The organism is Bradyrhizobium genosp. SA-4 str. CB756, assembly GCF_000473125.1.
GTDB classification, from domain to species: domain Bacteria; phylum Pseudomonadota; class Alphaproteobacteria; order Rhizobiales; family Xanthobacteraceae; genus Bradyrhizobium; species Bradyrhizobium arachidis.
On record NZ_KI421499.1, the window covers coordinates 3,215,657 to 3,239,443 of the forward strand.

The window sequence follows — 23,787 nt, forward strand, 5'->3', positions numbered from 1 at the left end:
TGTTAAGTCGCGTCCTGAAACAGGCGCTTGCTGAGGATGGCGTGCACGCCCCAATTACCGTCGACGACTTGCGTGACGCCGAAATCGACGGCCGCCGACATCAGCGCGATCGCCTCGTCCTCGCTGAGGCCTTTGACGTTCATCAGGAAGCGCCGCATCTTGCGGAAGGCATCCTTCATGGCGAGGTCGAGAGAGGATTTTGCGTAAACCTCGCTCTGGCCCTGCGCGCCGAACTCGGCGAGGTAGTTGGGGTGGCTGAAGCCGGTCAGCACCCAGTCGGTCGCGGTCTCGATCAGGGGATAAGAGAGATCGGCATAGGGCTGACCGGCGAGATCGGCCTTCTTGTGCAGGATCACCTCGAATGTGCCGGTCATCGAGCATTCGATCGCGGTGCCGCTCAATTCGCCGTCGCCTTGAGCTGCGTGGGGATCGCCGACGGACAGCAGCGCGCCGGGCACGGAGACCGGAAGATAGACGGTCGCCCCCTTCCCCAGCCGCCAATTGTCGAGATTGCCGCCGAAATAGGACGGCGGCACTGAATCGACGAAATCGACCTCGCGCGGCGCCACCGCGATGACGCCGAAATGCGGCCGCAGCGGAATGCGGATGCCGTCGAGCACGGCATGTCGGCGCTTGATCGTGCCCGATACGACGGGGACGCCGGGATAGTCGTAGGTGGTGTGGACGACGCCAAACGGATCGGTCTGCGGCTCCCAGCGGTAAGAATAGAGCGCGCGAGCGTGCGGAGCTTTCTCGTCGTCGAAAATCTCGTAGATCGTGACGGCCTCGCGCGGCTTGGGGCCCCCGAGAAACTCGTTGTAGTGATAGCCCCACCATGCCGCGACGGAGGAGCCGAACACACGGCCGGCGTAGTCGGGATTGTTGCTCGCGCGCGGTACGATGTCCAGGATACGGACCTCCAGCACATCGCCGGGCTGGGCATCCTTCACCGCAACGGGCCCGGTGCAGATGTGCACGCCAAACCCCTCGCCGGCACCGCGGCCGAACACGCTGGCATCCATTGGCCCGGCGCCGCGGCGATCGACGTTCTTCCTGTCGCGCGTCCAGCCGAACACGCTTTCGGCGCCGGCATCGCCCGCGATCATCATGTCGGGAGCATCAGAGGCGTGCTGCGTCAGCGTCTCGATGGTGATGCTATCGCCGGAAGCAATCTCGATCTGCGGCGGCAGCGAGCGGCTGAAATAGCCCCAATGAACGCGGCTGGCCTCGACCGGGAGGTGGTGGTGCCTGCGCTCGGCCGTCGTCCGTTCTTCGGCGCCGGGACGCGCAATGCTGCTTCGGGCCTCCACGCTCTGATGCGCGCGCAATTGTGCCAGCGCCTCCTGCGGCCAGCCGCGCTGTCCCGCTGCGCCATGCTGTGAGGTCGCCCGCTCCGCCTCCTGCTGGCGGAACTCGCGCGGCGGAAGGCCGAAGCGATGGCGAAAGGCGCGGCTGAAATGCGCGGAATCGCCAAAGCCGTATGCGTAGGCGATCTCCGAGATCGAGCGATGTGCCTCGGTCGGGTTGGACAGGTCAGCCCAGGCCCGCTGAAGCCTGCGCTCGCGGACATAGTGGGTAAAGTTATCGCCGACTGTCTCGAACAGTTTTTGCAAGTACCGCTCGGAAATGCCCTCGGCCTGCGCCACGCGCGCCGGCACCAGATCTGGATCGTCGAGCCGGCGCTCGATGGTCTGGCAGATCCGGTGCAGCAGCGCAGCCTGGGTCGCGCTCGATCCGGCGTCCGAGGTCGAGGCCGCAAGTTGATGCGCGAGTGTCAGCAGGAGGTCGACGAGAGACTGCGCGACCGAATTCCATTCGGCATCGCTCAATGTGTCGAGCGTGCGCGCGGTGGCGTCCAACAGGCGTGAGAACACATCGGCAAAGCCGCTGGGCGGGACGACGCGGGGCTCGCCGAGCCGCGGCTTGCCCGAGAGCCGTCCGTGCAGTGCTTTTGAGGTCACCGACAGCACGACTGCGCGCATGTCACGCTGGAACACGATACTCCAGTCGCCGTTGCGCGGCAGCAGCAGGAGATGGCCGACGGGAACGATGCGATGGCCGCCAGCGCTCTTCAGCACCATGCCGTCCTCGACCGGCATCAGCGCGATCGGAAGGTCGTCATGCGCTTGCGCGAGCGGCGCGACGCTCTGCGCGCCCGCGGCCATGCGCGTCAGCGCAACACCCGCGGCGTGGCGATGCGATGCCGTCGCGTGCCCGTCGAAGAAGCTGTGGCCGCCCGCCGGTTGCAGCCCGACCGCGGCCAGCACGTCCCGCCAGGCTTCGGGGCGGTCGTCTTGCGCGTAGGACTCGCTCGTGAACGGACGGAAGCTCATCGGATCGACCCAGATTGCGGTCGATCGAAGCAACCTCCGTGCCAGCCGCACGCGATCATCCGTCGCCGCGACGGGCCACAGGCGGGGCTTGTCCTTCACGCGTTCATCCCAAAAACGGAATGTCTGTCAATGCATTAGTCGCATCGGAAAATGCTCTTGCGGATCGTGCCGTGGACGCCCCAATTGGCGTCGACGACCTGGGTGACGCCGAAATCGGCGCCGACCGACAGCAGCGAGATCGCCTCGTCCTCGCTCAGGCGATGCACCGTCATCAGGAATCTCCGGAGTTTGCGGAACGCATCGCGCATCGCACGGTCGAGGCTCGAATGATTGGCAATCTCGGTTTGCGCATCGGCGCCGAGCGCGGCGAGATAGTTCGGATAGGTGAAGCCGTAGAACGACCAGGCATGGTCGGTCTCGAGCATGGGATGGTCGAGGCCTTCGAGATGGGTGCCGGCCAGATCAGCTTTCTTGTGCAGGATGAACTCGAAATCGCCGGTGAGTGAGGTCTCGATCGCGGTGCCGCCGAGCTCGCTGTCACCTTGGGCCGCATGGGGATCGCCGACCGAGAAATAGGCGCCGGGGACTGCGACCGGATAGAACATCCGCGCGCCCTTGCCGATGCGCCAGTCATCGATGTTGCCGCCGGTGTAGCTCGGCGGGATCGAGCTGACGAAATCGGCTTCCGACGGCGCGAGGCCCATGGTGCCGAAATGCAGTCGCGCAGGCACCTTCACGCTGGAGAGGATGTTCTCGCGCTTTTTGATGGTGCCGTGGTCAACGCGCACGCCGGGATAGTCGATGGTCGGGTGCACGATGCCGTCGGGGTCCGTCTGCGGCGTCCAGACGTAGTTGTAGACGGCCTTTGCGTGGGGCTCGCCCGAGGTGTCGAGCTCGAAGATGGTCACGACCTCGCGCGGCTTCGGCTCTTCGATCAGGTCGTGATAGTGAAAGCCCCAGTTCGCCGCGACATTGGAGCCGAAGCAGCGGCCGGCGTGGCAGGCGCTGCAGCTCGGCCGCGGCCGGACATCGAGGATCCGCACCTCCAGAATGTCGCCGGGCTCGGCCCCTTCGATCGCGACCGGGCCGGTGAGCAGATGCACGCCGATCCCCTCGCCCGCGCCGCGGATGAACGGGCCCTCGACCGGGCCCGAGCCGCGGCGCGCGACTGCCTTGTGCTCACGCGTCCAGTGGAACACGCTCTCGGCGCCGGGATCGCCCTGGATCATGCGTTCATAATCGTCGTTGGCATGATGCGTCAGCGTCTCGATAGTGGCGCGGTCTCCCGAGCGTAGCGTCAGAGCCGGCGCGACCTTCTTGGAGAAATAGCCCCAGTGAACGGTCTTGGGCGAAACCGGCAGCGTCACATGCTTCATGAGGTGGCCTCTTCGGGGGTCTTGAACGTGATGGAGAGAGCGCTCATCGCACCGCCTCTGGAGTCTTGTCGGTTTCCATCACGCTGAGGAAACGCGCGGTCAGCGGATTGCGGGGATTGGAGAGCACCTCGTGCGCCGGTCCCTCCTCGATGATCGCGCCGCCGCTCAAGAACGCGACACGGTCGGCGACCTCGTCGGCAAAGCGGATCTGGTGTGTCGAGATGATCATGGTGAGGCCGTCATCGATGGCCAGGCGGCGGATCACCTCCAGCACCTCGTTGACGAGTTCGGGATCGAGCGCCGAGGTCGGCTCGTCCAGCAGCAGCACGCTCGGGTTCGGTGCCAGCGCGCGGGCAATGGCGACGCGTTGCTGCTGGCCGCCGGACAGATGTCGCGGCAACGCATCGGCGCGATGCGAGAGCCCGACCCGGTCGAGCAGCTCGGCGGCGCGGCGTTCGGCATCAATGCGGGTCATGCCGTGGACCCAGCGCAAGGGACCGGCGATGTTCTCCTTGGCCGAGAGATGGGCGAACAGATTGAACTGCTGGAACACCATGCCGACGCCGACGCTGGCGCGCTCATTGGCAATGGCGCGCGGCGACAGCGGCTTGCCATCTTCGCCAAAGCCGAGGCGGCGGCCGCCGACGCGGATGGTGCCAGCGTCCCAGTTCTCGAGATGGTTGATACAGCGGAGCAGCGTGCTCTTGCCGGAGCCGCTGGGGCCGAGCAGCGCCACCACCTCGCCCACGCGTATGGTGAGATCGAGGCCGTCGAGCACCTTTTGCGGGCCGTAGCTCTTGGCGAGGCCCTTGGCTTCGACCGCGATATTGTTGCGCGCAATCGTCGCGGCGCGGCGGGCGCGTTCCTCGCGGGTCAGGGCCAGCGGCGGGGTGTCGGTCAGCTCAGCCGGTGCGGGCTCGGGATCGGCGCCAGCCGCATCGGCAAGGTCGAGCTTGGTGGCAAGTTCAACGCGGCGCCAGGGGAGATAGTCGGCGAGCTTCCGCTCGCGGCGCGTGGTGCGATCGAGGTCGAGCAGCCATTCGGCGAAGAGCTGGATGCCGCTGATGGTGGCGGTCAGCACGAGATACAGCAGTCCCGAGGCGAAGAAGATCGAGAAGAAGTCGAAGGTCGAGGACGCCAGCTGGGTCGATCGCAGGGTCAGCTCCTGCACCGCGACGACGGAAGCGAGCGAGGAGTTTTTCAGCGCGCTGACTGCCTCGTTGCCGAAGGCCGGGATCATGGTGCGGATCGCCTGTGGAGCGATCACCCGGCGCATCAGGATGGATGGCGTCATGCCGAGGGCCTGGCCGGCCGTCAGCTGTCCGCGATCGACGCCGAGTACGCCGGCACGCAGCATTTCCGCGATGAACGGCGCCTCGTTGCAGGCGAGCGCCAGGCCCGCGGCCAGCACCGCCGGCAGCTTGATGCCGATATGCGGCAGCGCGTCGTAGGCGAACACCATCTGGAGGATCAGGGGCGTGCCGCGGAAGATCACGGTGTAGCCCCGGGCGATCGCCGCCAGAGGCCAGAAGCGCGAGAGCTGCATGCCGGCGAGGATCAATCCGAGGATCAATCCGCCGCCGAGCCCGAGGGCAGTCACCTCGAGGGTGAGCTCGATGCCCTCGAGCAGATACGGCATGCTCAGGTAATGGAGGAACAGCGACATCAGTCAGCCGTCAGAATGTCCGGCTCCTTGAAGTTGTTCACGTCTAACCCATGCTTCTTCAGAAGCTCCATATGCGTGCCGGCCTTCTGCACCTCGATCAGCGCGGCCAGCACGGCGTCGCGGAATTTCGGCTTGTCCTTGGGAACGGCGATGCCGACCGAATACGGGATCGTCACCGCGATCGCCTTCTCCAGCTTGTCCGGATAGGCCTTCACTGCGCTGTCGACGGTGTTGACGTCGTTGATGTAGGTGTCGGCGCGGCCGGCGAGGATCGCCTGGATGCAGTTGGCGTTGTTGTCGTAGAGCTGGATGGTCGGCTCGGGCTTGCCGGCCTTCTTGCACTCCGGGATCAGCGCCTGGATCAGGGGCACCTCGACATAGCCGGTGTTCTCGGCGGCCGCCGTGCCGCACATCGACATGTTGATGCCGTTGATGCCCTTCGGATTGCCCTTGGCGACCAGCACGCCGTCGAACACCTTCGAATAGGTGATGAAGTCGGCGGCCTTGGCGCGCTCCTTGGTCGCGTAGATGTCGGAGATCACGATGTCGGCCTGGCCGGCGGCGAGCGTGGTCAGGAGCGCTGCGAAGGTCACCGGCTTGTAGGTCAGCTTGAAGCCGAGGCACTCGCCGATGGCCTCGCCGAGATCGATGTCGAAGCCGATATACTTGCTGGGATCCTTGGGATCGATCGTCTCATAGCCCGGCGTGTGCGGGTTGATGGCGTTGACGAGCGTCTTGCCCTTCCAGTCCGGATATTTCTCCTGGAGCGCGGCGCAGGCGGCCGGTGCGGCGGCGTGCGCGCTCAGCGGTGCTGCGGCGACCAGGCCGACAGCGATGGCGGCGCCGAGCATGAGCTTGCGCCAGCGCAATGTTGTGCGCGCCATCCCCTGCCGCGCCTGGGGCCCAACCGATTTCTCCATCTCGCCAGTTCCTCCGAAATGTCATGGCGCCTGCCATGGTCCAGTGTTCAGGAAGGAAGCGTGCGGGAGTGGGCCGCGAAAAGCTTGTCCGCGGGCGTACAAAAAATTGGACGGACGAGGCCCGCGATTTGGGCAAGGGGCTGCACAAAAACTGTTCGTGCGCGATGCACGCTACAGCACTCAATTCCGAATTCGGGCGAACCAAATTATCCTGAATGGCGCATCAATTAGCGCGACCCGAGAATCAGATGATGAAGTTAGTTGACAGAGATATGACGACAGACGACGGGAATGCGGCGCGCGGCCGACACATCTGCGTCCGGTATCCACAGCACTTCACAGGCTGTCCGCAGCATATCCACAGGCTGATCATGCCGGATTCGCGAGCCCGCGCAGGCCACTTGCTGCGCACAAAACCACAGGTCAGCTATGTCAGCCGCCGGCCTGATCGAACACGGTGCGGCAAGCCTCGCTCAAGCTTGACCGGTTACGGCGCAGGCAGGCCGTGATCGCGCGGACATTGGGGATTTCGCCGGCGCAGAGCCGGTAGACGTCGGGGGTGCAGGCCCGGCGCTGCTCGGGCGTCCCCTGCGCCTGGGCGGCGGAGGCAAACAGCGCCAGGAATAGTCCGACCGTCGAGGCGCGACGCGCCCGGCTCTTCACACCCGCAAACCGCAAGAACCTCGCCTTCATGACCAGTCTCCCGCTCTGCCCGACCGGCCACCATTGGCCGGTGTGTGAAGGCGTAGGAGAAATAAACCGCCGAGAATGTGATCTCTTTCACACTGGCGTTGCGCCCGGGCTGCCTAGATTTGCGCGGGGATTTTTCAGGAATCGCTAACCAATCGGGCCGCGATCGTCGGATCGTTAGAATTCGAACGATCGGCTCAATTTGGAAACAAACCGGCTTTGCGACATTCGCGCTCCGAATTGCCGGAGGGTGTGATGAGCGAAGCCGAATTCAACTTGCTGCTGGATGCCGTCCGGGACGCCATGGTCCATCAGGATTTTGAGCCCGCGGCGGAGGAGGAATTCGTGCCCCGCTCGTGGAGCTTCAACGCGACGCCCAAGGCTGCGAATGACAATGAGGGCGCCTGGCCCCTGCTGCCGTTTCCGGACGGCTGGTACGCGGCCGGCTGAGGCCACTTTCATGATGAGCCGATGCGCCCGCGAGTCGCGGGCGTTTTGCTTTTTGGCCAAGCGCCGAGCCCGGCGCGGCCGCGATCAGGTCTTGACGCGCTCCTCGCCGTCCTGCGGCACCCTGTCGGGGATGGCCGGCGGAAAGATGCTGTCATAGATCGCGCGGGCCTCGCGAATGAGACGGGCCCGCTCCAGCTCGGATTTCGGGACAAATCGGACGATGTCGCCCACGGCTGCTCCAGCGCTCGGGTGATGGGGAATGCATCGCTTCGCAGATGCGAAGTCTATGCCATCGGGCCTGAATCGCCGGGTTCCGCCAAGCCCCGGGCAAATCCGGTGGCGCCGCCCTGTCTCTCCTCGGCCAGCCCCAGGCAAAACTGCTCGAACTCCCGAAGCTCGTCGATAATGCGCTGATCCTGCCTCGTGGGCGCCGATCAGACTCCGACGCCCTACGCTCTCGCCAAGGCTGCCGAGCCCCCTGGTTCAGCTTCTTCGGTTTGCTGTCGGCGATCAGCTTCGGGAGGTACTGAAGAGCCTCGCTGTCGCGCCCACGGAAATATTCAATCGCGCGATTCGGCAGCACTCCTCGCGGAAGTGCCTCCTGAAATTCGGCAATAGGGCTTCAGGGTAGGCTTTCGCCGCAACCCTCCGACCGTCCTCGTAGACGTGGGCGTAAGTTGGCGTCGGTGTCTATACCGTGCCTATCCCTCAACCATTTGCAGTACATTCGGCCGTGCGAGATGTCGGGCACCATGTGCTCCGGCAGCGTGTAGCAGCGTATCACAATTGTCGGCCTGATAGTTCTCGTACCCACTGCGGGTCTCGCCATCACTTATGCGCCAGAGCCTTTCAGAACCAAAGTTCACGACTCGCTTGTAAACACGTCATTGGTTGGCGCTGCGTTCGTCGCACTCGAACGCGTGAAAAACGTAGCCCGCAAGTGGTGAGACTGGCGGCCCGCCAGCGTGAACCGGCGGCCTCGTGCCAGTCTCCCTCAGGGAAGCGGCGGCGCAGCACGTGCTTGATCGATCTCGGGCTGATCTGCGGCGCATTGACGGCTGCGATCTCTGGGTGTTCATCTATCCTTTGACGTTGTGGTCCTGCGGAGTGGCAGCCATGGCACAGAACATCGTAGCCGGATGCGTCGCAGTAGCTTTGATTATCTTGGCGTTGATTGGCTACGCCCAAAAGCACCATCAATGTTGGAACGGGCACGTGGTCAAAAATTGGCGGCAAGGGCACGTGCTTATAACCCGTGAGCGCTGCGGATACCCTAGCCCTTCAATCTAACGGACCAAGGCGAACCGCGTCGTCAAATGAAAGCGCGGAACCGAAGCCCCGCGCCCTTGTCGTTTTATCGTCTGAGCCGGCGGGCATGCGCCGCCAGCCGCTGGCGGTCGCGCTTCCCAGTCCGCGGCGATGGTCGATGCCGCTCTGAAGGCAGCCGCGCGGACGCCGGAACCGAATGGTAGCAATCCGGTAGCAGTCCGCATCAGCGGAACGGATAGGGAATTATTTTTGCAAGTAATTTCAGAAGCTTGTGATGGAGGCCACGACCAGAATTGAACTGGTGTACACGGTTTTGCAGACCGTTGCGTAACCACTCCGCCACGTGGCCCCATAAGGGCGGACCAATATAGGGGATCAATGGCTTAGGCAACCCCGACCGGGTGCCTACGTCCTGGCGCCGCCGAGATAGCGGCCGAGAATTTCCTCAGTCGTGCCGCAAGCCGCGATCCGACCCTCCTCCAGCAGAATCGCGCGATTGCAGGTCGCCTTGATGAGATCGACGTCGTGTGAGGCCAGCACCAGGATGCCGGCGCGCGCGACGATCTCGTCGAGCCGCTGCCGCGCTTTCTTCCGGAACTGCTGGTCGCCGACGCCGATCCATTCGTCGAGCAGCACGATCTCGCCCTCGACCGCGGTTGCGACCGCGAAGGTCAGGCGCAGCATCATGCCGCTGGAATAGGTGCGCAGCGGCAGGTCGAGCCGGTCGCCGAGCTCGGTGAACTCGGCGATCTCCGCGCGGCGAGCGTCGATCTCGGCGCGGCGGGCCCCGATCACGAGCCCGCGCCGCATGATGTTCTCGTAGCCGGTGGCCTCCTCGTCGAAGCCGGCCGACAGGTCGAACAGCGACAGGCACCGGCCGTTGACGTCCACACTGCCCGCGGTCGGATGGTAGATGCCGGCGAGGACCCGCAGCAGCGTGGTCTTGCCGGCGCCATTGGCGCCGACGATGGCGAGACGATCGCCGGCGCGGATGTCGAGATTGACGCCGCTCAAGGCCGAGACGATGTGCGGGACCGCCGCATTCCGCCGCAGCGTCACGGCGCTGACGAAGCGGCTGCGCAGCGAGCGGTCGCGGAACGACAGCACCGGAAACGTCACCGAGACGTCGCGCAGGGAAATGTGGGCGGCAGTCGTCATGCGCGCCTCACAGCCAATACGCCACGCGATGACGGTATCGGGCGTAGCAGGACAGGCCGATGATTGCGACGACGCCGGCATAGAGCGCCCCGAGCAACCATTGCTCGGGATCGGTCGGCTGCGACAATAGCGGCCTGCGCACGAGATCGAGCAGCGTCGCGAAAGGATTGACGCGGACCAGCCAATGGAACGTCGTGCCGCGCACGGTCTCCTCGGTCCAGATGATCGGCGTGAGAAAGAAGACGAACTGCAATCCGCTCACGATGGCCGAGCCGATGTCGCGAAAGCGCGCGCAGAGCATGCCGAGCGCGACCGAGCCGCCGAGCAGCACGATGAGCAGGATCGCAAATCCGAGCACGACGAGCAGCATGCTCCAATGCAGCGGCCACGGCATCACCAGATAGAGCAGGACGACGATCACCAGATGATGGGCGAAGATGAGGACGTTGCGCGCGATCATCTGGAGCACATGCACGATCAGCGGCGCCGGCACCGCCTTGATCAGATGACCGGAGGCGACGAAGATGTTGGAACCCTCCTGCAGCGTGGTCGCGATCAGCGTCCACACGATCAGGCCAACGGCGAAGGGTGGCAGGAAAGCGGTGATATCCTGCTTGAACAGCGCCGCGTAAACCGTCCCGACGCTTGCGATCGTGGCGGCAAGCGTCAGCGTGATCCAGAGCGGGCCGATGACGGTGCGCCGGTAGCGCAGCGAAATGTCCATCAGCGCGAGCGTGCCCCAGCGATCGGGCCGCGCCGCCTGTGCCAGGATCTCCTTCGCTACGCGCTGAATTCGACGGCCCCTTCCGCTTCCGACTTTCCGATGCTGCAAACAGGATAGCAGAGCGCGGCCTGTCTGGCCGATGCTCTCTATCCGCCCGCCTGGCGCGGTGCAATCAATCGTACGGAGGATGTGGGCTGGAGTCAGGCTCGTTTGCGACGCCTGAAGTCGCGCCGGCGGCCCTTCGGCGCAGGTTTCGGCGCCAGTTCGGGCATCTCGGCCTGGACCTCGCGGTAGCGCGTTAACAGCCGTTCAAAACTCGCGTGCAGGATCTCGGCGATATCGGGGCGCCGCTCGAGGCCGGCCAGGATCGTCGCCGCGGCCTCGATGGTCGACAGGCCATCGCTGCGCGGCTCCTTGCGCAGGCGCCCGTAGCGCGAGGGATGCGCGGGGTTGAGGATGACGCGCTGGCATTTCAGCATCCAGGGATTGCGCCACCACAGCGCCTTGGCCTGGCTCCAGGTGCCGTCGAGCAGCACCACGCCTTCGAGCTTGCCGAGGATGGCGCGCTGGTTCTCGGCGATCTCGCCCTTGCGGTTGAGCGCGACAATCTCGCCCTCAGCCTCGAGATCGGCGGCGCGGGCCGAGCCGAGATAGAGCACGGCCCAGCGCGCGGCGTTCTCGACCGGCCGGCCAAGCGCCTTGGACAGGCTCGGCCATGACAGGCCGACGCGCACGGTGGCATCGGCAAAATGCTTCGCCAGCAAGCGCGCGGTGCCGAGCGCCCTGTCCTGCTCCTGCGGATGTTGGAGGATCAGCAGCGAGAGACGGTTCTCAATCGGCGTGACGCTGTCGCAGATGCACAGCGGCATTGGCTTCTGGCAATGCGGGCATTCGGGGATCGGCTCGGCCGGGGCTGGGTCTGTAAGGTTCGACATGACCGCCGCTATACGCTCAGCGCGGCACTTCAACAACCTATTCCGCCGGCGCAGGCAGCGGGCGTGGCTCGGAGCGGCGCCGCAGGCGGTCGATCAAGAGATAGATCACCGGCGTGGTGTACAGCGTCAGGATCTGCGAGACGAACAGGCCGCCGATGATGGTGATGCCGAGCGGACGGCGCAGCTCCGTGCCGGGACCGGTCGCGACAACAAGCGGAATGCCGGCAAACAGCGCCGCCATGGTCGTCATCAGGATCGGACGGAAGCGCGCCTGGCAGGCCTCGAAGATCGCTTCCGCCGAGGACAGGCCGCGCTGGCGCTCGGCATCCAGCGCGAAGTCGACCATCATGATGCCGTTCTTCTTGACGATGCCGATCAAGAGGATGATGCCGACGAAGGCGATCACCGTCAGCGGCGTGTTGGTGATCTGCAAGGCCAGCAGCGCGCCGAGGCCGGCCGACGGCAGCGTCGAGATGATCGTCAGCGGATGGGCGAGACTCTCGTAGAGCACCCCCAGCACGATATACATCGCGACCAGCGCGCCGAGGATCAGGAGCGGCTGGCGGCCGCTGGTCCTGGCGAAGTCGCCCGCATTGCCGTCAAAGCTGCCGCGGATGCCCTCCGGCATATGCAGCTCCTCGACGGCGCGCTGGATGTTCTGCGTCGCGGCCTGGAGCGGCACGTTGGGCAAGAGGTTGAACGACACCGTCGTCGAGGGGAACGACTGCGAATGGTAGACCGCGAGCGCGGCGAGCCCGCGCGTTGCATGCACCACGGCCGAGAGCGGCACCTGCGCGTCATTGGCGCCGGCGACGTAGATGCGGTCGAGGTTGGACGGGTCGACCTGGAATTTCGGATCGATCTCCAGCACCACCATGTATTGATTGCGCTGGGTGTAGATGATCGAGATTTGTCGCTGCGAAAACGCGTTGTTCAGGGCGTTGTCGATGTCCTGGACGCGGACGCCGAGCGCCGAGGCCTTTTGCCGGTCGATCGACAAGGTCAATTGAAGCCCGCCTGGATCGCGGTCGCTGGAGATGTCGGTGATGCCCTCGACGCTCTCCATGCGCTTGGCGACGATCGGCGCCCATTTTTGCAGCAGGCCGAGATCGGTGCTGCTCAGCGTGTACTGGTAGTCGGAATCGCTCTGCCGCCCGCCGGCGCGTACGTCCTGGGCGGCGAACATGAAGAGGCGGATGCCGGGCACGGGAAACAGAGCGCGCCTGAGGCGATCGATCACGACCTCGGTCGAGACGTGGTTGCGTTCCTCCGGCGGCTTCAGGCTGATGAACATGGTGCCGCGGTTCGAGGTCGCGGCGCCCGGGCCCCCTCCGCTGCCAACGGTCGAACCGATGCCGGCGACGGCCGGATCCTGCATCACGATGTCGGCGAGCCGCTGCTGCAGGCTGAGCATGGATTGGAACGAGATGTCGGCGGAGGCGCGCGTCGCGCCGATGACGAAGCCGGAATCATCGGTCGGGAAATAGCCCTTGGGCACCTTGATGTAGAGCGTCACTGTCAGCGCGATGGTGGCGAAGAACACCAGCAGCGTCAGCAGCGGAAACTCCAGCACGGTGCGCAAGGTGCGGGCGTAGAAGGCGACGATGCGCGACAGCGAGCCCTCGATCAGTCGGTCGAACAGCGTCGCGGTGCCGGAGGTGGTCTGCCGGATATAGTGGGCGCAGATCATCGGCGTCACCGTCAGCGACACCAGCGTCGAAACCAGGATCGCGAAGGTCAGAGTCAGCGAGAATTCGCGCAGGAGACGGCCGACGATGCCGTCCATGAAGATCAGCGGCGTGAACGCCGCGATCAGCGACAGGCTGATCGAAACGACCGTGAATCCGATCTGCTTTGCGCCCTCCAGCGCCGCCTGCATCGGCCGCATGCCGTGCTCGAGGTTGCGGAACATATTCTCGATCATGACGATGGCGTCGTCGACGACGAAGCCGACCGAGATCGCCAGCGCCATCAGCGACAGATTGTCGATCGAGAAGCCCGCCACCCACATGCCGGCGCAGGTGCCGGCCAGCGCCAGCGGCACCGAGATGCCGGCGGCGATCGTCGGCGTCAGCCGGCGCAGGAACACGAACACCACGACCATCACGAGGATGGCGGTCGCGAGCAGCGTCCACTGCATGTCGAGCACGCTGGCGCGGATCGTGCTGGTACGGTCGACCAGGGTGGAGATGTCGACGCCGGCCGGGATCCATTGCTTCAGCTCGGGGATCAGCGCCTTCACCCGGTCGACGGTGTCGATGACGTTGGCATCGCCCTGCTTGGTGATCTGGATCAGGACCGCCGGCTGCTTGTTGAACCAGGCGATGGAGCGGGCGTTGCGGACGGAATCCTCGATGTCGGCGACGTCGGAGAGCCGGACGAAATTGCCGTTGGAGCTCTTGATGACGATGTCGCGGAACTCCTTCGCAGTGCGCATCTGCTTGTTCAGCGACAGCGTCTCGCTCTGACGCTCGCCGTTGAAGATGCCGACCGGGCCGAGCGGATTGGCGTTGATGATCGCAGTGCGGACGTCGTCGGTGGCGATGCCGGCGTTCGACAGCGCGACGGGATTGAGCTGCACCCGGACCGCCGGCTGGTCGGCGCCCGACACGGTCACATCGCCGACGCCGGGCACCTGCGAGATGCGCTGCGCCAGCACCGTGTCGGCGACGTCGTAGATGGCGCTCGCCGACAGCGTCTTCGAGGTCAGCGCCAGCACGAACACGGGCGCGCCGGCCGTGTTGGCTTTCCGGAAGCGCGGCAGCGTCGGCAGGTCGCTCGGCAGGTCGACCAGCGCGGCGTTGATCGCCGCCTGCACGTCGCGGGCGGCCTTGTCGATGTTGCGGCCGATGTCGAACTGGAGCTGGATGTTGGTGGTGCCGAGCGACGAGGTCGAGGTGATCTGGTTGATGCCGGCGATCTCGCCCAGCCGCCGTTCGAGCGGCGAGGCCACCGTCGCCGCCATCACCGACGGATCGGCGCCGGGACGGCTGGCCGAGACGAAGATGGCGGGGAAATCGACGTTCGGGACCGAAGCGACCGGCAGGAACTCGTAGGCGACGACACCCAGCAGGAACAACCCGATCGAGAGCAGCGTGGTCGCGACCGGTCGGCGGATGAAGGGCTCCGAGATCGATGCCATCACTGCATCCCCTCGGTCGCGCCTGCGACCGGCGGGCCACCGGATTCGGCCGGCGGCAGCGCCTGCTCGAGGCGGCGGTTGATGCGGTCGAGCGCGAGGTAGATCACCGGCGTGGTGTAGAGCGTCAGCAGCTGGCTCAGCAGCAGGCCGCCGATGATGGAGATGCCGAGCGGGAAGCGCAGCTCGGCGCCGGTGCCGCTCTCGATCGCGAGTGGCAGCGCGCCGAACAATGCCGCCAGTGTCGTCATCATGATCGGCCGGAAGCGCAACAGGCAGGCCTGCACGATCGCTTCATTGGGCGACATCCCCTGCCCGCGCTCGGCCTCGAGCGCGAAGTCGATCATCATGATCGCGTTCTTCTTGACGATGCCCATCAACAGGATGATGCCGATCAGGCCGATCACCGAGAGGTCCTGTCCGCACAAGACCAGCGCCAGGATCGCGCCGACGCCGGCCGAGGGCAACGTCGACAGGATCGTTATCGGGTGGATGTAGCTCTCATAGAGCACGCCCAGCACGATGTAGATCGTGATGACGGCGGCGAGCAGCAGCCAGGGTTGTCCCGCGAGCGCCTTGGCGAATTCGGCGGCATCGCCGGCATAGACGCCGACGATGCTGTTGGGCATGCCGATCCGGGTCTCGATCGTCTTCACGGCTTCGACGGCATCGCCGAGCGCAGCGCCCGGGGCGAGGTTGAAGCTGAGCGACACCGCCGGGAATTGAGCCTGGTGCGAGATCGCGAGTGGCGCCGTGGTGCGCTTCAATGTCGCCACTGCCGACAGCGGCACCTGGGCGTTGGGCGCGCCGACGACGGAGCTCGCCGCACCCGGCAGATACAGCTTCGACAGGATCGAGGGATCGCGCTGGTACATCGGCAGTGCCTCCAGCACCACGCGGTACTGGTTGGCCTGGCCGTAGATGGTCGAGATCTGCCTTTGTGCAAAGGCATCATTGAGCGTGTCGGTGATCGCTTGCAGGCTCACCCCAAGCTGGCCGGCACGGGTGCGGTCGACATCGAGCTGCGCCCGCAGCCCGCCCTCCTGCGCCTCCGACGAGACGTCGCGGAACAAGGGATCGCGCCGCATCTCCGTAACCAGCTTGCGCGCCCATTCCGACACCAGCGCCGCATCGGTCCCGGTCAGCGTGTACTGGTATTGCGATCGGCTCGACTGGGTCGAGATCTGCACGTCCTGCACCGGCTGGAAATAGACCGTCATGCCGGGAATGCCCGCCACCCGCTGCTTCAGCCGGTTCACGACCTCGCTGACATCGTCGCGCCGCTCGCCGCGCGGCTTCAATGTCATGACGAGCCGTCCGACATTGGTGGTCGGGTTGACCGAGCCCGCGCCGATCACCGAGACCACGCCGACCACATCAGGGTCGGCCTTGATGGCATCGGCGGCCTCGGCCTGCCGCTTCTGCATCTCGCCGAACGACACGTCCGGCCCCGCCTCCGTTACTGCCGTGATCGAGGCGGTGTCCTGGAGCGGCAAAAAGCCTTTCGGCGCGACGACATAGAGGACCAGGGTTGCGACCAGCGTCGCGAAGGTCACGACCAGCGTGGCGCGTTGGCGCTCCAGCACCCAGAGCAGCGTGCGGTGATAGAACTCGACCGTGCGGTCGATGAAGCGGCTGATCGCGGCGAGGCCCGGCACCGCGAGCTCCTCATGCGCATGCCGCAGCAGCCGCGAGCACATCATCGGCGTCAGCGTCAGCGAGACCACGGCCGAGGTCACGACCGCGATGGTCAGCGTCAGCGCGAACTCGCGGAACATGCGTCCCACCAGGCCCGACATGAACAGCAGCGGGATGAACACCGCGATCAGCGACACCGTCAGCGAAATCACGGTGAAGCCGATCTCGCTGGCGCCCTTCAGCGAGGCCTCCATCGCACTCTCGCCGTTCTCCATGTGGCGGACGATGTTCTCGATCATGACGATGGCGTCGTCGACGACGAAGCCGGTGCCGATGGTCAGCGCCATCAGCGACAGATTGTCGAGACTGAAACCGGCAAAATACATGATGCCGAAGCTGGTGATCAGTGACAGCGGCAGCGCGACGCCGGCGATCAGCGTCGCCCGCAACGAACGCAGGAACAGCAGCACCACCAGCGTCACCAGCACGACGCTGAGGATCAGCGTGAACTGCACGTCGCGCACCGAGGCGCGGATGGTGACGGTGCGGTCGGAGACGATGGTGAGGTTTACGCCGGCCGGGATCGCGCGCTGCACCTTGGGGATCTCGGCGCGGATCTGGCTGACGACGTCGATGACGTTGGCGCCGGGCTGGCGCTGGATGTCGATGATGACGGCCGGGGAGCCCTGGTACCAGCCGCCGGTGCGGTCGTTCTCGAGCCCATCGACGATCTGGGCGACGTCGGCGATCGTGACCGGCGAGCCGTTGCGGTAGGCGATGATGACAGGCTTGTAGGCATCGGCCGCGGCGATCTGGTCGTTGGCGGCGATGATGTAGGATTGCTGCGCGCCGTCGAGCGAGCCCTTCGGCCCCGAGACGTTGGCGTTCGCGATCGCAGTCCGGAGGTCTTCCATGGCGATGCCATAGGCGGCAAGCCGCGCCAGATCAGCCTGGATGCGCACGGCCGGCTTCAGCCCGCCGAGCACGGAGACGCGCCCGACGCCGGAGATCTGGCTCAGCCGCTGCGCCAGCAGCGTGTCGGCGATGTCGCTCATCGCCCGCAGCGAGATGGTGTCCGAGCGCAGCGCCAGGGTCATCACCGGCGCATCCGCCGGGTTCACCTTGGCGTAGGTCGGCGGATAAGGCAGCGTCTTCGGCAGCACGCCGGCGGCCGCGTTGATCGCGGCTTGCACGTCCTGGGTGGCGCCGTCGATGTCGCGGTTGAGATCGAACTGGAGCGAGATCTGGCTGACGCCGAACGAGCTCGTCGAGTTCATCGCCGACAGCGACGGGATCTGGCCGAGCTGCCGCTCCAGCGGCGCGGTGATCAGCGAGGCGATCACGTCGGGGCTCGCGCCCGGCAGCTGCGTCGTCACCTGCACGGTCGGGAAGTCGACCTGCGGCAACGCCGAGACCGGCAACGCGAAATAGCCGAGTGCGCCGCCGATCAGGAGCGCGATGCCGAGCAGCGAGGTCGCGATCGGGCGGCGGATGAAGGGTTCGGAGACACCCATGGTTTATGCCTGCCGCTTCACGCGGCTGTTGTCGGGATCATGGCTGCTTAGCTCCAGCTCCCGATGAGCCCCCCGGCCCCGGCGCAGGTCCGGTCTGACCCTTCTGATCGCCTTCGCTGCTCTTGCGCTTGGCGCGGAACTCGCTGTCCTTGGCCTGTCCGTCCTTTTGACCTTCGTTCTGGCCGTTCTTGGCGCCATCCTTCTTCTGCGCCTCGCCCTGCGGCCCGCGCGAGCGCTTGCGCGGGGCGAGATCGGCTGAAGGGGTCTGGTCGTCGCGGCCGACGATGACCTTGGAGCCGTCGGACAGATTGGCGAAGCCCGTTGTGACGACCTTGTCGGTCGGCGACAGGCCGCTGGCAATCACGGCGTCATGCTCGTTCTGCTGCGTCACCGTCACCGGCTTGGCCGAGACCACATTGTCCTCGCCGATGACGTAGCTGAAGGTGCCGATCGGGCCGCGCTGCACCGCCGAGGTCGGCACCACCAGCGCCTGCATCAAGGTCTCGACCTTGAGGCGGACATTGACGAACTGGCCCGGCCAGAGCTGGTAATTGGCGTTGGGGAACTCGGCCTTGAGCCTGAGCGTGCCGGTGGTCTGGTCGACCTGGTTGTCGATGCCGGTGAGCTTGCCGGTGTCGATCACGGTGACGCCGTCATTGCCGAACACGTCGACGACGAGCGTGCCCTTTGCGGCGGCCGCATTGACGCGCATGATCTGCTGCTGCGGCAGGCTGAACCACACCGCGATCGGCTGCAACTGCGTGATCACCACGAGGCCCGTGGTGTCGGCGGCGTGGATGATGTTGCCCTGGTCGACCTGGCGCAGGCCGGCGCGGCCCGAGAGCGGCGCCACGATCTTGGTGTAGCTCAGAGTCGCCGCCGCGTTGTCGATCGCGGCCTGGTCGGCCTTGACCAGCGCCTCGGTCTGCGCGACCAGCGCGCGCTGCGTATCGGCCTGCTGCTTGGAGCCGGCATTGGAGGCGGCAAGCTGCTCGTAGCGCGTCAGGTCGATGCGCTGGTTGGCGAGCTGGGCCTGGTCCTGCGCCTTCTTGGCGACGGCCTGGTCGTAGGTCGCCTGATAGAGCGCCGGATCGATCTCGCCGAGCACGTCACCCTTCTTGACGTCCTGGCCTTCGGTGAAGTTGACCGCGATCAGCTTGCCGTCGACCTGCGAGCGCACGGTCACGGTGTTGAGGGCACGGATCGCGCCGACGCCGTCGAGATAGACGGGCACGTCCTGGATGCGCGGGGTCGCCGCCAGCACCGGTACCGGCAAATCGGGCCGCTGGTTACGGTTGTTGGCCTGCTGCTGCTGGTGCGTGACGATCCAGCCGACATAACCGAGGCCGCCGAGGATCGCGAGCGTGATCAGGGTCATGACGAAGCCGCGGCCGCGCGACCTCTTCGCCGTGCCCTCCTTCGCGCCTTGCTTGCTATCCGGCTTAAAGAGCATTGACCGGTTTCTCCATGCGCGGCTCCCAGCCGCCGCCGAGCGCCTGATACAGGCTGACGATGGCAAGAAGCCGTGCGAGCTGGGCCTGCCACAACGCATCTTCCGCCTGAAATAGTGTCTGCTGGACATTCAGCACGGTGACGATGTCGGCAGTGCCGGCGCGCAATTGCTGCTCGGCGAGATCGAAGGCGCGCTTCGAGGAGGCAACGACATCGCGCTGCAATTGCAACTTGATCGTGGTCTGCTTGATCGAATACAGCGCGTTATCGACGTCGGTGAAGGCCTGGACGATGGTCTTGCGGTAGGTCTGGAGCAGCTCGTCCTGCCGCGCCTTGGCGAACTCGAAATTGCCGAGGATCTTGCCGCCGTCGAAGATCGGCTGCGTCGCGCTGCCGACGAGCTGGAAGAAGGCCGCATGCGGCTGGAACAGCGAGGCCAGCGCCGAGCTCTGATAGCCGCCATTGCCGGTCAATTGGATGGTTGGAAAGAATTGTGCGCGGGCATTGCCGATATTGGCGGTCGCTGAAGCGAGCTGCGCCTCCTGCCGGCGGATGTCGGGCCGCTGCGTCAGGATCTCCGATGGCAGGCCGGGCGTGACGCGCGGGATCGCGATGCTGTTCAGCGAGCCGCCGGCGATGCGCACACTCTCCGGCGGCCGCGACACCAGCACGGCGAGCGCATTTCGGTTCTGGTCCAGCGTCTGCCGCAGCGGCGGCACCAGCGCCTTCTGGTTGGCGAGAACGCTCTCCTGCTGGGCGACATCGAGGTCGGTCCCGGTGCCGGCCTTGCGGCGCTCGCGGATGGCATCGAGGATGCGCTGCGCGCTGGCGATGTTGCTCTGGGCGGTGCGTAGTCGGTCCTGCGAGGCCAGCACCTGGAAATAGGCGTTGGCGACGCTCGCCAGCGTCGTCAGCGCGACCGTGTCGCGATCGAAGCGGTTGGCGTTCGCAGTCTCTTCCGCCGTCTGCAGCGCATCGCGGTTCTGGCCCCAGAAATCGAGCTGATAGCTGGCGCTGAGCGAGGCCTGGTAGTTGACGACCTCGCGGCCGCCGATGGAGAGGCCCGAGGCGCTCGAGCCCGAGGTGCGCGAATAGGCCTCCTGCCCGGTGCCGGACAGGCTCGGCAGCAGCGCCGCACCCGCCTGCCGCGCCTGCGCATCCGCCTGGACGATGCGGGCGACGGCGGCGGCGATGTCGAGGTTGACGGTCTGCGCCTCCTCCATCAGTTGCGTGAGCTCGGCGGAGCGAAAGCCGCGCCACCAATCCAGTGACGGCGGCACATCGCCCTTGCCCGCATATTTGTACTGCGTGGGCACGTCGAGCGCGGGATCCGGGAGGTCCTGGGTCAGCACGCAAGCGCCGGAACCGGCGGCGAGGCACAGTACCGCAAGCCAGCGTGCGGCGTGCCGCATCCGGGATGCAGAGTCCGGGGACCGCCGCACGGCGATCGCAGAAACATCCTGTGTCACATCCACCCCCCGCCGGGCAGACCGAGCCGCCACCGCCGAGCCGGATTAACCGATTCGCGGCGGAACAGTCGGGGGGCGTTGGATAACTCGCTCACAGGTGATGCTTTCTCGGAACCGTGGAATTCATACTAGCCGGGTGCGGAACAGCGGGACAGTCCCGCAGGTGCGAGATGGTCGGCCAAGCCCATCGATACCGGAGCTACGAAAATGCGAGATACGCCTGTCTGGCAGAGACTTTTTGCATTTTCGAGCCACCGCAAAGCGTGCTCAAGCTTACTAAGATTTCATGTGATATTGGCGCCACACCTGCGCGGAAGCCGTTCGATCCGGCTGCACCAGCAGCAATCTGCAACATGCTGCTTTGGCTCCGTCTCAAGCGGGCATAGGCGGTTCTCGCAAGGCCATCGATGACCGCGACTGAACGCGCCGCTGCCCGCACATGCAGGTCCTCCGTCCGCCGCGCGCCATTCACTTTCCTAGGCCGCTCGTGACTTGCGTTATTTTCCATGGCCAGGCGGTGATCGAAGATATCATTTCGCCGATCTCCGGCATTGCTTTCGCGAATTTCGCCGCAGCGCAAAAGCCTTCCCCTTTGGCCTCCCAAGCACTAGGTTCTGGCCAACCAGATCAACCCCTTGCCAGTGATTTCCCCCGATATGACCACTCGAAACGACGTTGTCGAAGCCATCGGCAACACCCCGCTGATCAAGCTCAAGCGCGCCTCGGAATTGACCGGCTGCACCATCCTCGGCAAGGCCGAGTTCATGAATCCCGGGCAGTCGGTGAAGGATCGCGCCGGCAAATGGATGATTCTGGAGGCCGAGAGGCGCGGCGAGCTCAAACCGGGCGGTCTCGTGGTGGAAGCGACCGCCGGCAACACCGGCATCGGCCTCGCGGTCGTGGCCAGCGCGCGCGGCTACCGCACGCTGATCGTGATCCCGGAGACGCAGAGCCAGGAGAAGAAGGATTTTCTGAAGCTCTGCGGCGCCGAGCTGATCGAGGTGCCGGCCCTGCCCTACGCCAATCCCAACAACTACCAGCATGTCGGCCGCAGGCTGGCCGACGAGCTGCGCAAGACCGAACCCAATGGCGTGCTGTTCGCCGACCAGTGGAACAATCTCGACAATGCCAAGGCGCATTACGAGTCCACCGGACCGGAGATCTGGGAGCAGACGAGCGGCAAGGTCGACGGCTTCGTCTGCTCGGTCGGCAGCGGCGGCACGCTCGCCGGCGTCAGCCGCTATCTGAAGGAGAAGAACAAGGATATCCGCATCGCCTGCGCCGATCCGCACGGCGCCGGCATGTACGAATACTTCAGGACCGGCGATGCCAAAGCGACGCCCGGCGGCTCGATCACCGAGGGCATCGGCCTCAACCGCGCGACCGCGATCGTCGAGACGGCGAAGGTCGATGACGCCTATCTCATTCCCGATACCGAGGCCGTCACCGTCATCTACGAGCTGCTCCAGCACGAGGGCCTCTGCCTCGGCGGCTCGACCGGCATCAACATCGCCGGCGCGGTGCGGCTCGCAAAACAGCTCGGACCCGGCAAGACCATCGTGACCGTGCTGTGCGATTCCGGCAGCCGCTATCAGTCCAAGCTGTTCAACGCGGACTTCATGCGCGCCAAGAACCTGCCCGTGCCGGAGTGGCTCGAGAAGCGCAGCAACATCAAGCCGCCGTTCGTTTAGGCCGAACCGGTTGCAGCCGCGTGTGCTAAGTGTAGCGGTCGCTGCCCGGCCAGAACAACAGCGCCAGCGTCAGCACGAGATAGACGATGCTGCCGACCACCGTGCCGGTATGCTCCTGGCCCATCGCAAGGTGCGGAAACTTCATCGCGACGACGTAGTCAACGATCATCAGCGCGATCCAGGCCGGGACCACGCAGACCGGATCCCAGCCGATATCGCGGAAGCGCATCGAGTACAGCGTGATGGTTGCCAGCGCGAAGAACACCATCGCCGCGATCATTCCCGAGCTCTTCAGGAGATCGTCGGGGCGAACATTGGCCGGGTTGACGTTGCGCAGCGCCGACGTCGCGACCGCAAAGCAGATCGCGGTCATCACGACCGCGAGCGCGAGCGTGGCGAGGAAGAACTTTAGGCGTCCCAGGCGGGTATTGAAGCCAAATACGAGGTCGAGCACAGGCGCCCCCTTTTTGCGCCATAGGCGCAGAAAGAGCTTTCGAACGGGTGAAGCGGCGGGGGCACAACCCTGGATATGGTTGCGAAGAGATTACGGACCGCAGATCAAGTTGAGCTGCTGTAGGGTGGGCAAAGCGTAGCGTGCCCACCCTACGGCAGCACGGTTTGGATCACCGCAAAATCTGGCTCAAAAACAGCTTCGTCCGCGCATGCTGCGGGGCCGCAAAAAACTCGTTCGGCGTGTTGGCCTCGATGATCTGGCCGGCGTCCATGAACACGACGCGGTTGGCGACCTCGCGGGCAAAGCCCATCTCGTGGGTGACGACCAGCATGGTCATGCCCTCCTCGGCGAGATCGACCATGGTGTCGAGCACCTCCTTGACCATCTCGGGATCGAGCGCCGATGTCGGCTCGTCGAACAGCATCACTTTCGGATTCATGGTCAGCGCGCGGGCGATGGCGACGCGCTGCTGCTGGCCGCCGGACATCTGGCCCGGAAACTTGTTGGCCTGGTGCGGGATCTTGACCCGCTCCAGGAATTTCATCGCGGTCGCCTCGGCGTCCCTCTTGGGAATGTTGCGCACCCAGATCGGCGCCAACGTGCAGTTATCCAGAACCGTCAGATGCGGGAACAGATTGAAGCTCTGGAACACCATGCCGACCTCGCGGCGCACCGCGTCGATATGCTTGAGGTTCGGCCCGAGCTCGATGCCGTCGACGACAATCTCGCCTTCCTGGAACTCCTCCAGCGCGTTGATGCAGCGGATCAGCGTCGACTTGCCCGAGCCCGAGGGGCCGCAAATCACGATGCGCTCGCCCTTTTTGACCTCGAGGTCGATATCGCGCAGCACGTGGAAGTCGCCGTACCATTTGTTCAGGCCGGAAATCTTGACGATGGGCTCGGACATGG

At 65.3% G+C, this 23,787-nt stretch carries 17 protein-coding genes and 1 tRNA gene; 2 read left to right on the top strand and 16 right to left on the bottom strand.

All coding sequences use genetic code 11. From position 1 onward, the window contains the following. Positions 1-2: 2 nt before the first annotated feature. The 5 genes from BRAGE_RS0115835 to BRAGE_RS0115855 form a co-directional block, all read right to left on the bottom strand. Complete coding sequence (locus BRAGE_RS0115835; protein WP_027558017.1) at positions 3-2,333, bottom strand: acetamidase/formamidase family protein; 2,331 nt, start codon at positions 2,331-2,333, stop codon at positions 3-5. A gap of 134 nt (positions 2,334-2,467) precedes the next feature. Continuing rightward, the gene (locus BRAGE_RS0115840) at positions 2,468-3,709 is read right to left on the bottom strand and encodes an acetamidase/formamidase family protein (RefSeq protein WP_027558016.1); all 1,242 of its coding nucleotides are present in this window, start codon (positions 3,707-3,709) and stop codon (positions 2,468-2,470) included. 43 nt (positions 3,710-3,752) lie between these two features. Further along, on the bottom strand, positions 3,753-5,375 hold the full coding sequence (locus tag BRAGE_RS0115845; protein ID WP_027558015.1) for an amino acid ABC transporter permease/ATP-binding protein: 1,623 nt from the start codon (positions 5,373-5,375) through the stop codon (positions 3,753-3,755). Then, a complete protein-coding gene (locus BRAGE_RS0115850; protein WP_051378463.1) occupies positions 5,375-6,259 on the bottom strand; it encodes an ABC transporter substrate-binding protein in 885 nt (294 codons plus the stop codon). Before BRAGE_RS0115850 ends, BRAGE_RS0115845 begins: the two co-directional genes overlap by 1 nt. A gap of 468 nt (positions 6,260-6,727) precedes the next feature. Further along, the gene (locus BRAGE_RS0115855) at positions 6,728-6,988 is read right to left on the bottom strand and encodes a hypothetical protein (RefSeq protein ID WP_027558013.1); all 261 of its coding nucleotides are present in this window, start codon (positions 6,986-6,988) and stop codon (positions 6,728-6,730) included. A gap of 252 nt (positions 6,989-7,240) precedes the next feature. On the opposite strand from BRAGE_RS0115855, the gene BRAGE_RS0115860 reads away from it, so the two are divergent. After that, the gene (locus BRAGE_RS0115860) at positions 7,241-7,435 is read left to right on the top strand and encodes a hypothetical protein (protein ID WP_027558012.1); all 195 of its coding nucleotides are present in this window, start codon (positions 7,241-7,243) and stop codon (positions 7,433-7,435) included. 84 nt (positions 7,436-7,519) lie between these two features. Here BRAGE_RS0115860 and BRAGE_RS55865 read toward each other — a convergent pair whose 3' ends face one another. The 9 genes from BRAGE_RS55865 to BRAGE_RS0115905 form a co-directional block, all read right to left on the bottom strand. Further along, entirely contained in the window at positions 7,520-7,666 is a 147-nt protein-coding gene (locus tag BRAGE_RS55865) for a hypothetical protein (RefSeq protein WP_167336504.1), read from the bottom strand. A gap of 1,313 nt (positions 7,667-8,979) precedes the next feature. Continuing rightward, a tRNA-Cys gene (locus tag BRAGE_RS0115870) sits at positions 8,980-9,053 on the bottom strand. A gap of 56 nt (positions 9,054-9,109) precedes the next feature. Continuing rightward, positions 9,110-9,862, bottom strand: a complete 753-nt coding sequence (locus BRAGE_RS0115875; RefSeq protein ID WP_027558011.1) for an ABC transporter ATP-binding protein — start codon at positions 9,860-9,862, stop codon at positions 9,110-9,112. Positions 9,863-9,869: 7 nt separating this feature from the next. Next, positions 9,870-10,586, bottom strand: coding sequence for an ABC transporter permease (locus tag BRAGE_RS0115880; RefSeq protein WP_027558010.1), 717 nt, complete (start codon positions 10,584-10,586; stop codon positions 9,870-9,872). Between the two features lie 200 nt (positions 10,587-10,786). After that, entirely contained in the window at positions 10,787-11,521 is a 735-nt protein-coding gene (locus tag BRAGE_RS0115885) for a tRNA-uridine aminocarboxypropyltransferase (RefSeq protein ID WP_027558009.1), read from the bottom strand. A 37-nt stretch (positions 11,522-11,558) separates the two neighbouring features. Next, positions 11,559-14,663: an efflux RND transporter permease subunit gene (locus BRAGE_RS0115890; RefSeq protein ID WP_027558008.1), complete on the bottom strand. Its 3,105-nt coding sequence runs from the start codon at positions 14,661-14,663 to the stop codon at positions 11,559-11,561. Further along, the gene (locus BRAGE_RS0115895) at positions 14,663-17,812 is read right to left on the bottom strand and encodes an efflux RND transporter permease subunit (RefSeq protein WP_027558007.1); all 3,150 of its coding nucleotides are present in this window, start codon (positions 17,810-17,812) and stop codon (positions 14,663-14,665) included. The genes BRAGE_RS0115890 and BRAGE_RS0115895 overlap by 1 nt, the downstream gene beginning before the upstream one ends. A gap of 37 nt (positions 17,813-17,849) precedes the next feature. Beyond that, a complete protein-coding gene (locus BRAGE_RS0115900) occupies positions 17,850-19,265 on the bottom strand; it encodes an efflux RND transporter periplasmic adaptor subunit (protein ID WP_027558006.1) in 1,416 nt (471 codons plus the stop codon). After that, positions 19,255-20,739 (bottom strand): efflux transporter outer membrane subunit, encoded by a 1,485-nt coding sequence (locus BRAGE_RS0115905; protein ID WP_027558005.1) that lies wholly within the window; start codon positions 20,737-20,739, stop codon positions 19,255-19,257. Before BRAGE_RS0115905 ends, BRAGE_RS0115900 begins: the two co-directional genes overlap by 11 nt. A 650-nt stretch (positions 20,740-21,389) precedes the next feature. Here BRAGE_RS0115905 and BRAGE_RS0115910 point away from each other — a divergent pair. After that, positions 21,390-22,424, top strand: a complete 1,035-nt coding sequence (locus tag BRAGE_RS0115910; protein WP_027558004.1) for a cysteine synthase A — start codon at positions 21,390-21,392, stop codon at positions 22,422-22,424. A 25-nt stretch (positions 22,425-22,449) separates the two neighbouring features. Here BRAGE_RS0115910 and BRAGE_RS48710 read toward each other — a convergent pair whose 3' ends face one another. Continuing rightward, complete coding sequence (locus BRAGE_RS48710) at positions 22,450-22,878, bottom strand: DUF805 domain-containing protein (protein WP_051377898.1); 429 nt, start codon at positions 22,876-22,878, stop codon at positions 22,450-22,452. A gap of 169 nt (positions 22,879-23,047) precedes the next feature. After that, on the bottom strand, positions 23,048-23,785 hold the full coding sequence (locus tag BRAGE_RS0115920) for an amino acid ABC transporter ATP-binding protein (RefSeq protein ID WP_027558003.1): 738 nt from the start codon (positions 23,783-23,785) through the stop codon (positions 23,048-23,050). Positions 23,786-23,787 lie beyond the last annotated feature (2 nt).

Excerpts from the sequence above, each read along its gene's own strand:
- BRAGE_RS0115880 (WP_027558010.1), bottom strand. The coding sequence starts at position 10,586 with ATGGACATTTCGCTGCGCTACCGGCGCACCGTCATCGGCCCGCTCTGG.
- BRAGE_RS0115895 (WP_027558007.1), bottom strand. The coding sequence starts at position 17,812 with ATGGGTGTCTCCGAACCCTTCATCCGCCGCCCGATCGCGACCTCGCTG.
- BRAGE_RS0115920 (WP_027558003.1), bottom strand. The coding sequence starts at position 23,785 with ATGTCCGAGCCCATCGTCAAGATTTCCGGCCTGAACAAATGGTACGGC.
- BRAGE_RS0115900 (WP_027558006.1), bottom strand. The coding sequence starts at position 19,265 with ATGCTCTTTAAGCCGGATAGCAAGCAAGGCGCGAAGGAGGGCACGGCG.
- BRAGE_RS0115850 (WP_051378463.1), bottom strand. The coding sequence starts at position 6,259 with ATGGCGCGCACAACATTGCGCTGGCGCAAGCTCATGCTCGGCGCCGCC.
- BRAGE_RS0115890 (WP_027558008.1), bottom strand. The coding sequence starts at position 14,663 with ATGGCATCGATCTCGGAGCCCTTCATCCGCCGACCGGTCGCGACCACG.
- BRAGE_RS0115875 (WP_027558011.1), bottom strand. The coding sequence starts at position 9,862 with ATGACGACTGCCGCCCACATTTCCCTGCGCGACGTCTCGGTGACGTTT.
- BRAGE_RS0115855 (WP_027558013.1), bottom strand. The coding sequence starts at position 6,988 with ATGAAGGCGAGGTTCTTGCGGTTTGCGGGTGTGAAGAGCCGGGCGCGT.
- BRAGE_RS0115840 (WP_027558016.1), bottom strand. The coding sequence starts at position 3,709 with ATGAAGCATGTGACGCTGCCGGTTTCGCCCAAGACCGTTCACTGGGGC.
- BRAGE_RS0115910 (WP_027558004.1), top strand. The coding sequence starts at position 21,390 with ATGACCACTCGAAACGACGTTGTCGAAGCCATCGGCAACACCCCGCTG.
- BRAGE_RS0115860 (WP_027558012.1), top strand. The coding sequence starts at position 7,241 with ATGAGCGAAGCCGAATTCAACTTGCTGCTGGATGCCGTCCGGGACGCC.
- BRAGE_RS0115885 (WP_027558009.1), bottom strand. The coding sequence starts at position 11,521 with ATGTCGAACCTTACAGACCCAGCCCCGGCCGAGCCGATCCCCGAATGC.
- BRAGE_RS0115845 (WP_027558015.1), bottom strand. The coding sequence starts at position 5,375 with ATGTCGCTGTTCCTCCATTACCTGAGCATGCCGTATCTGCTCGAGGGC.
- BRAGE_RS0115835 (WP_027558017.1), bottom strand. The coding sequence starts at position 2,333 with ATGAGCTTCCGTCCGTTCACGAGCGAGTCCTACGCGCAAGACGACCGC.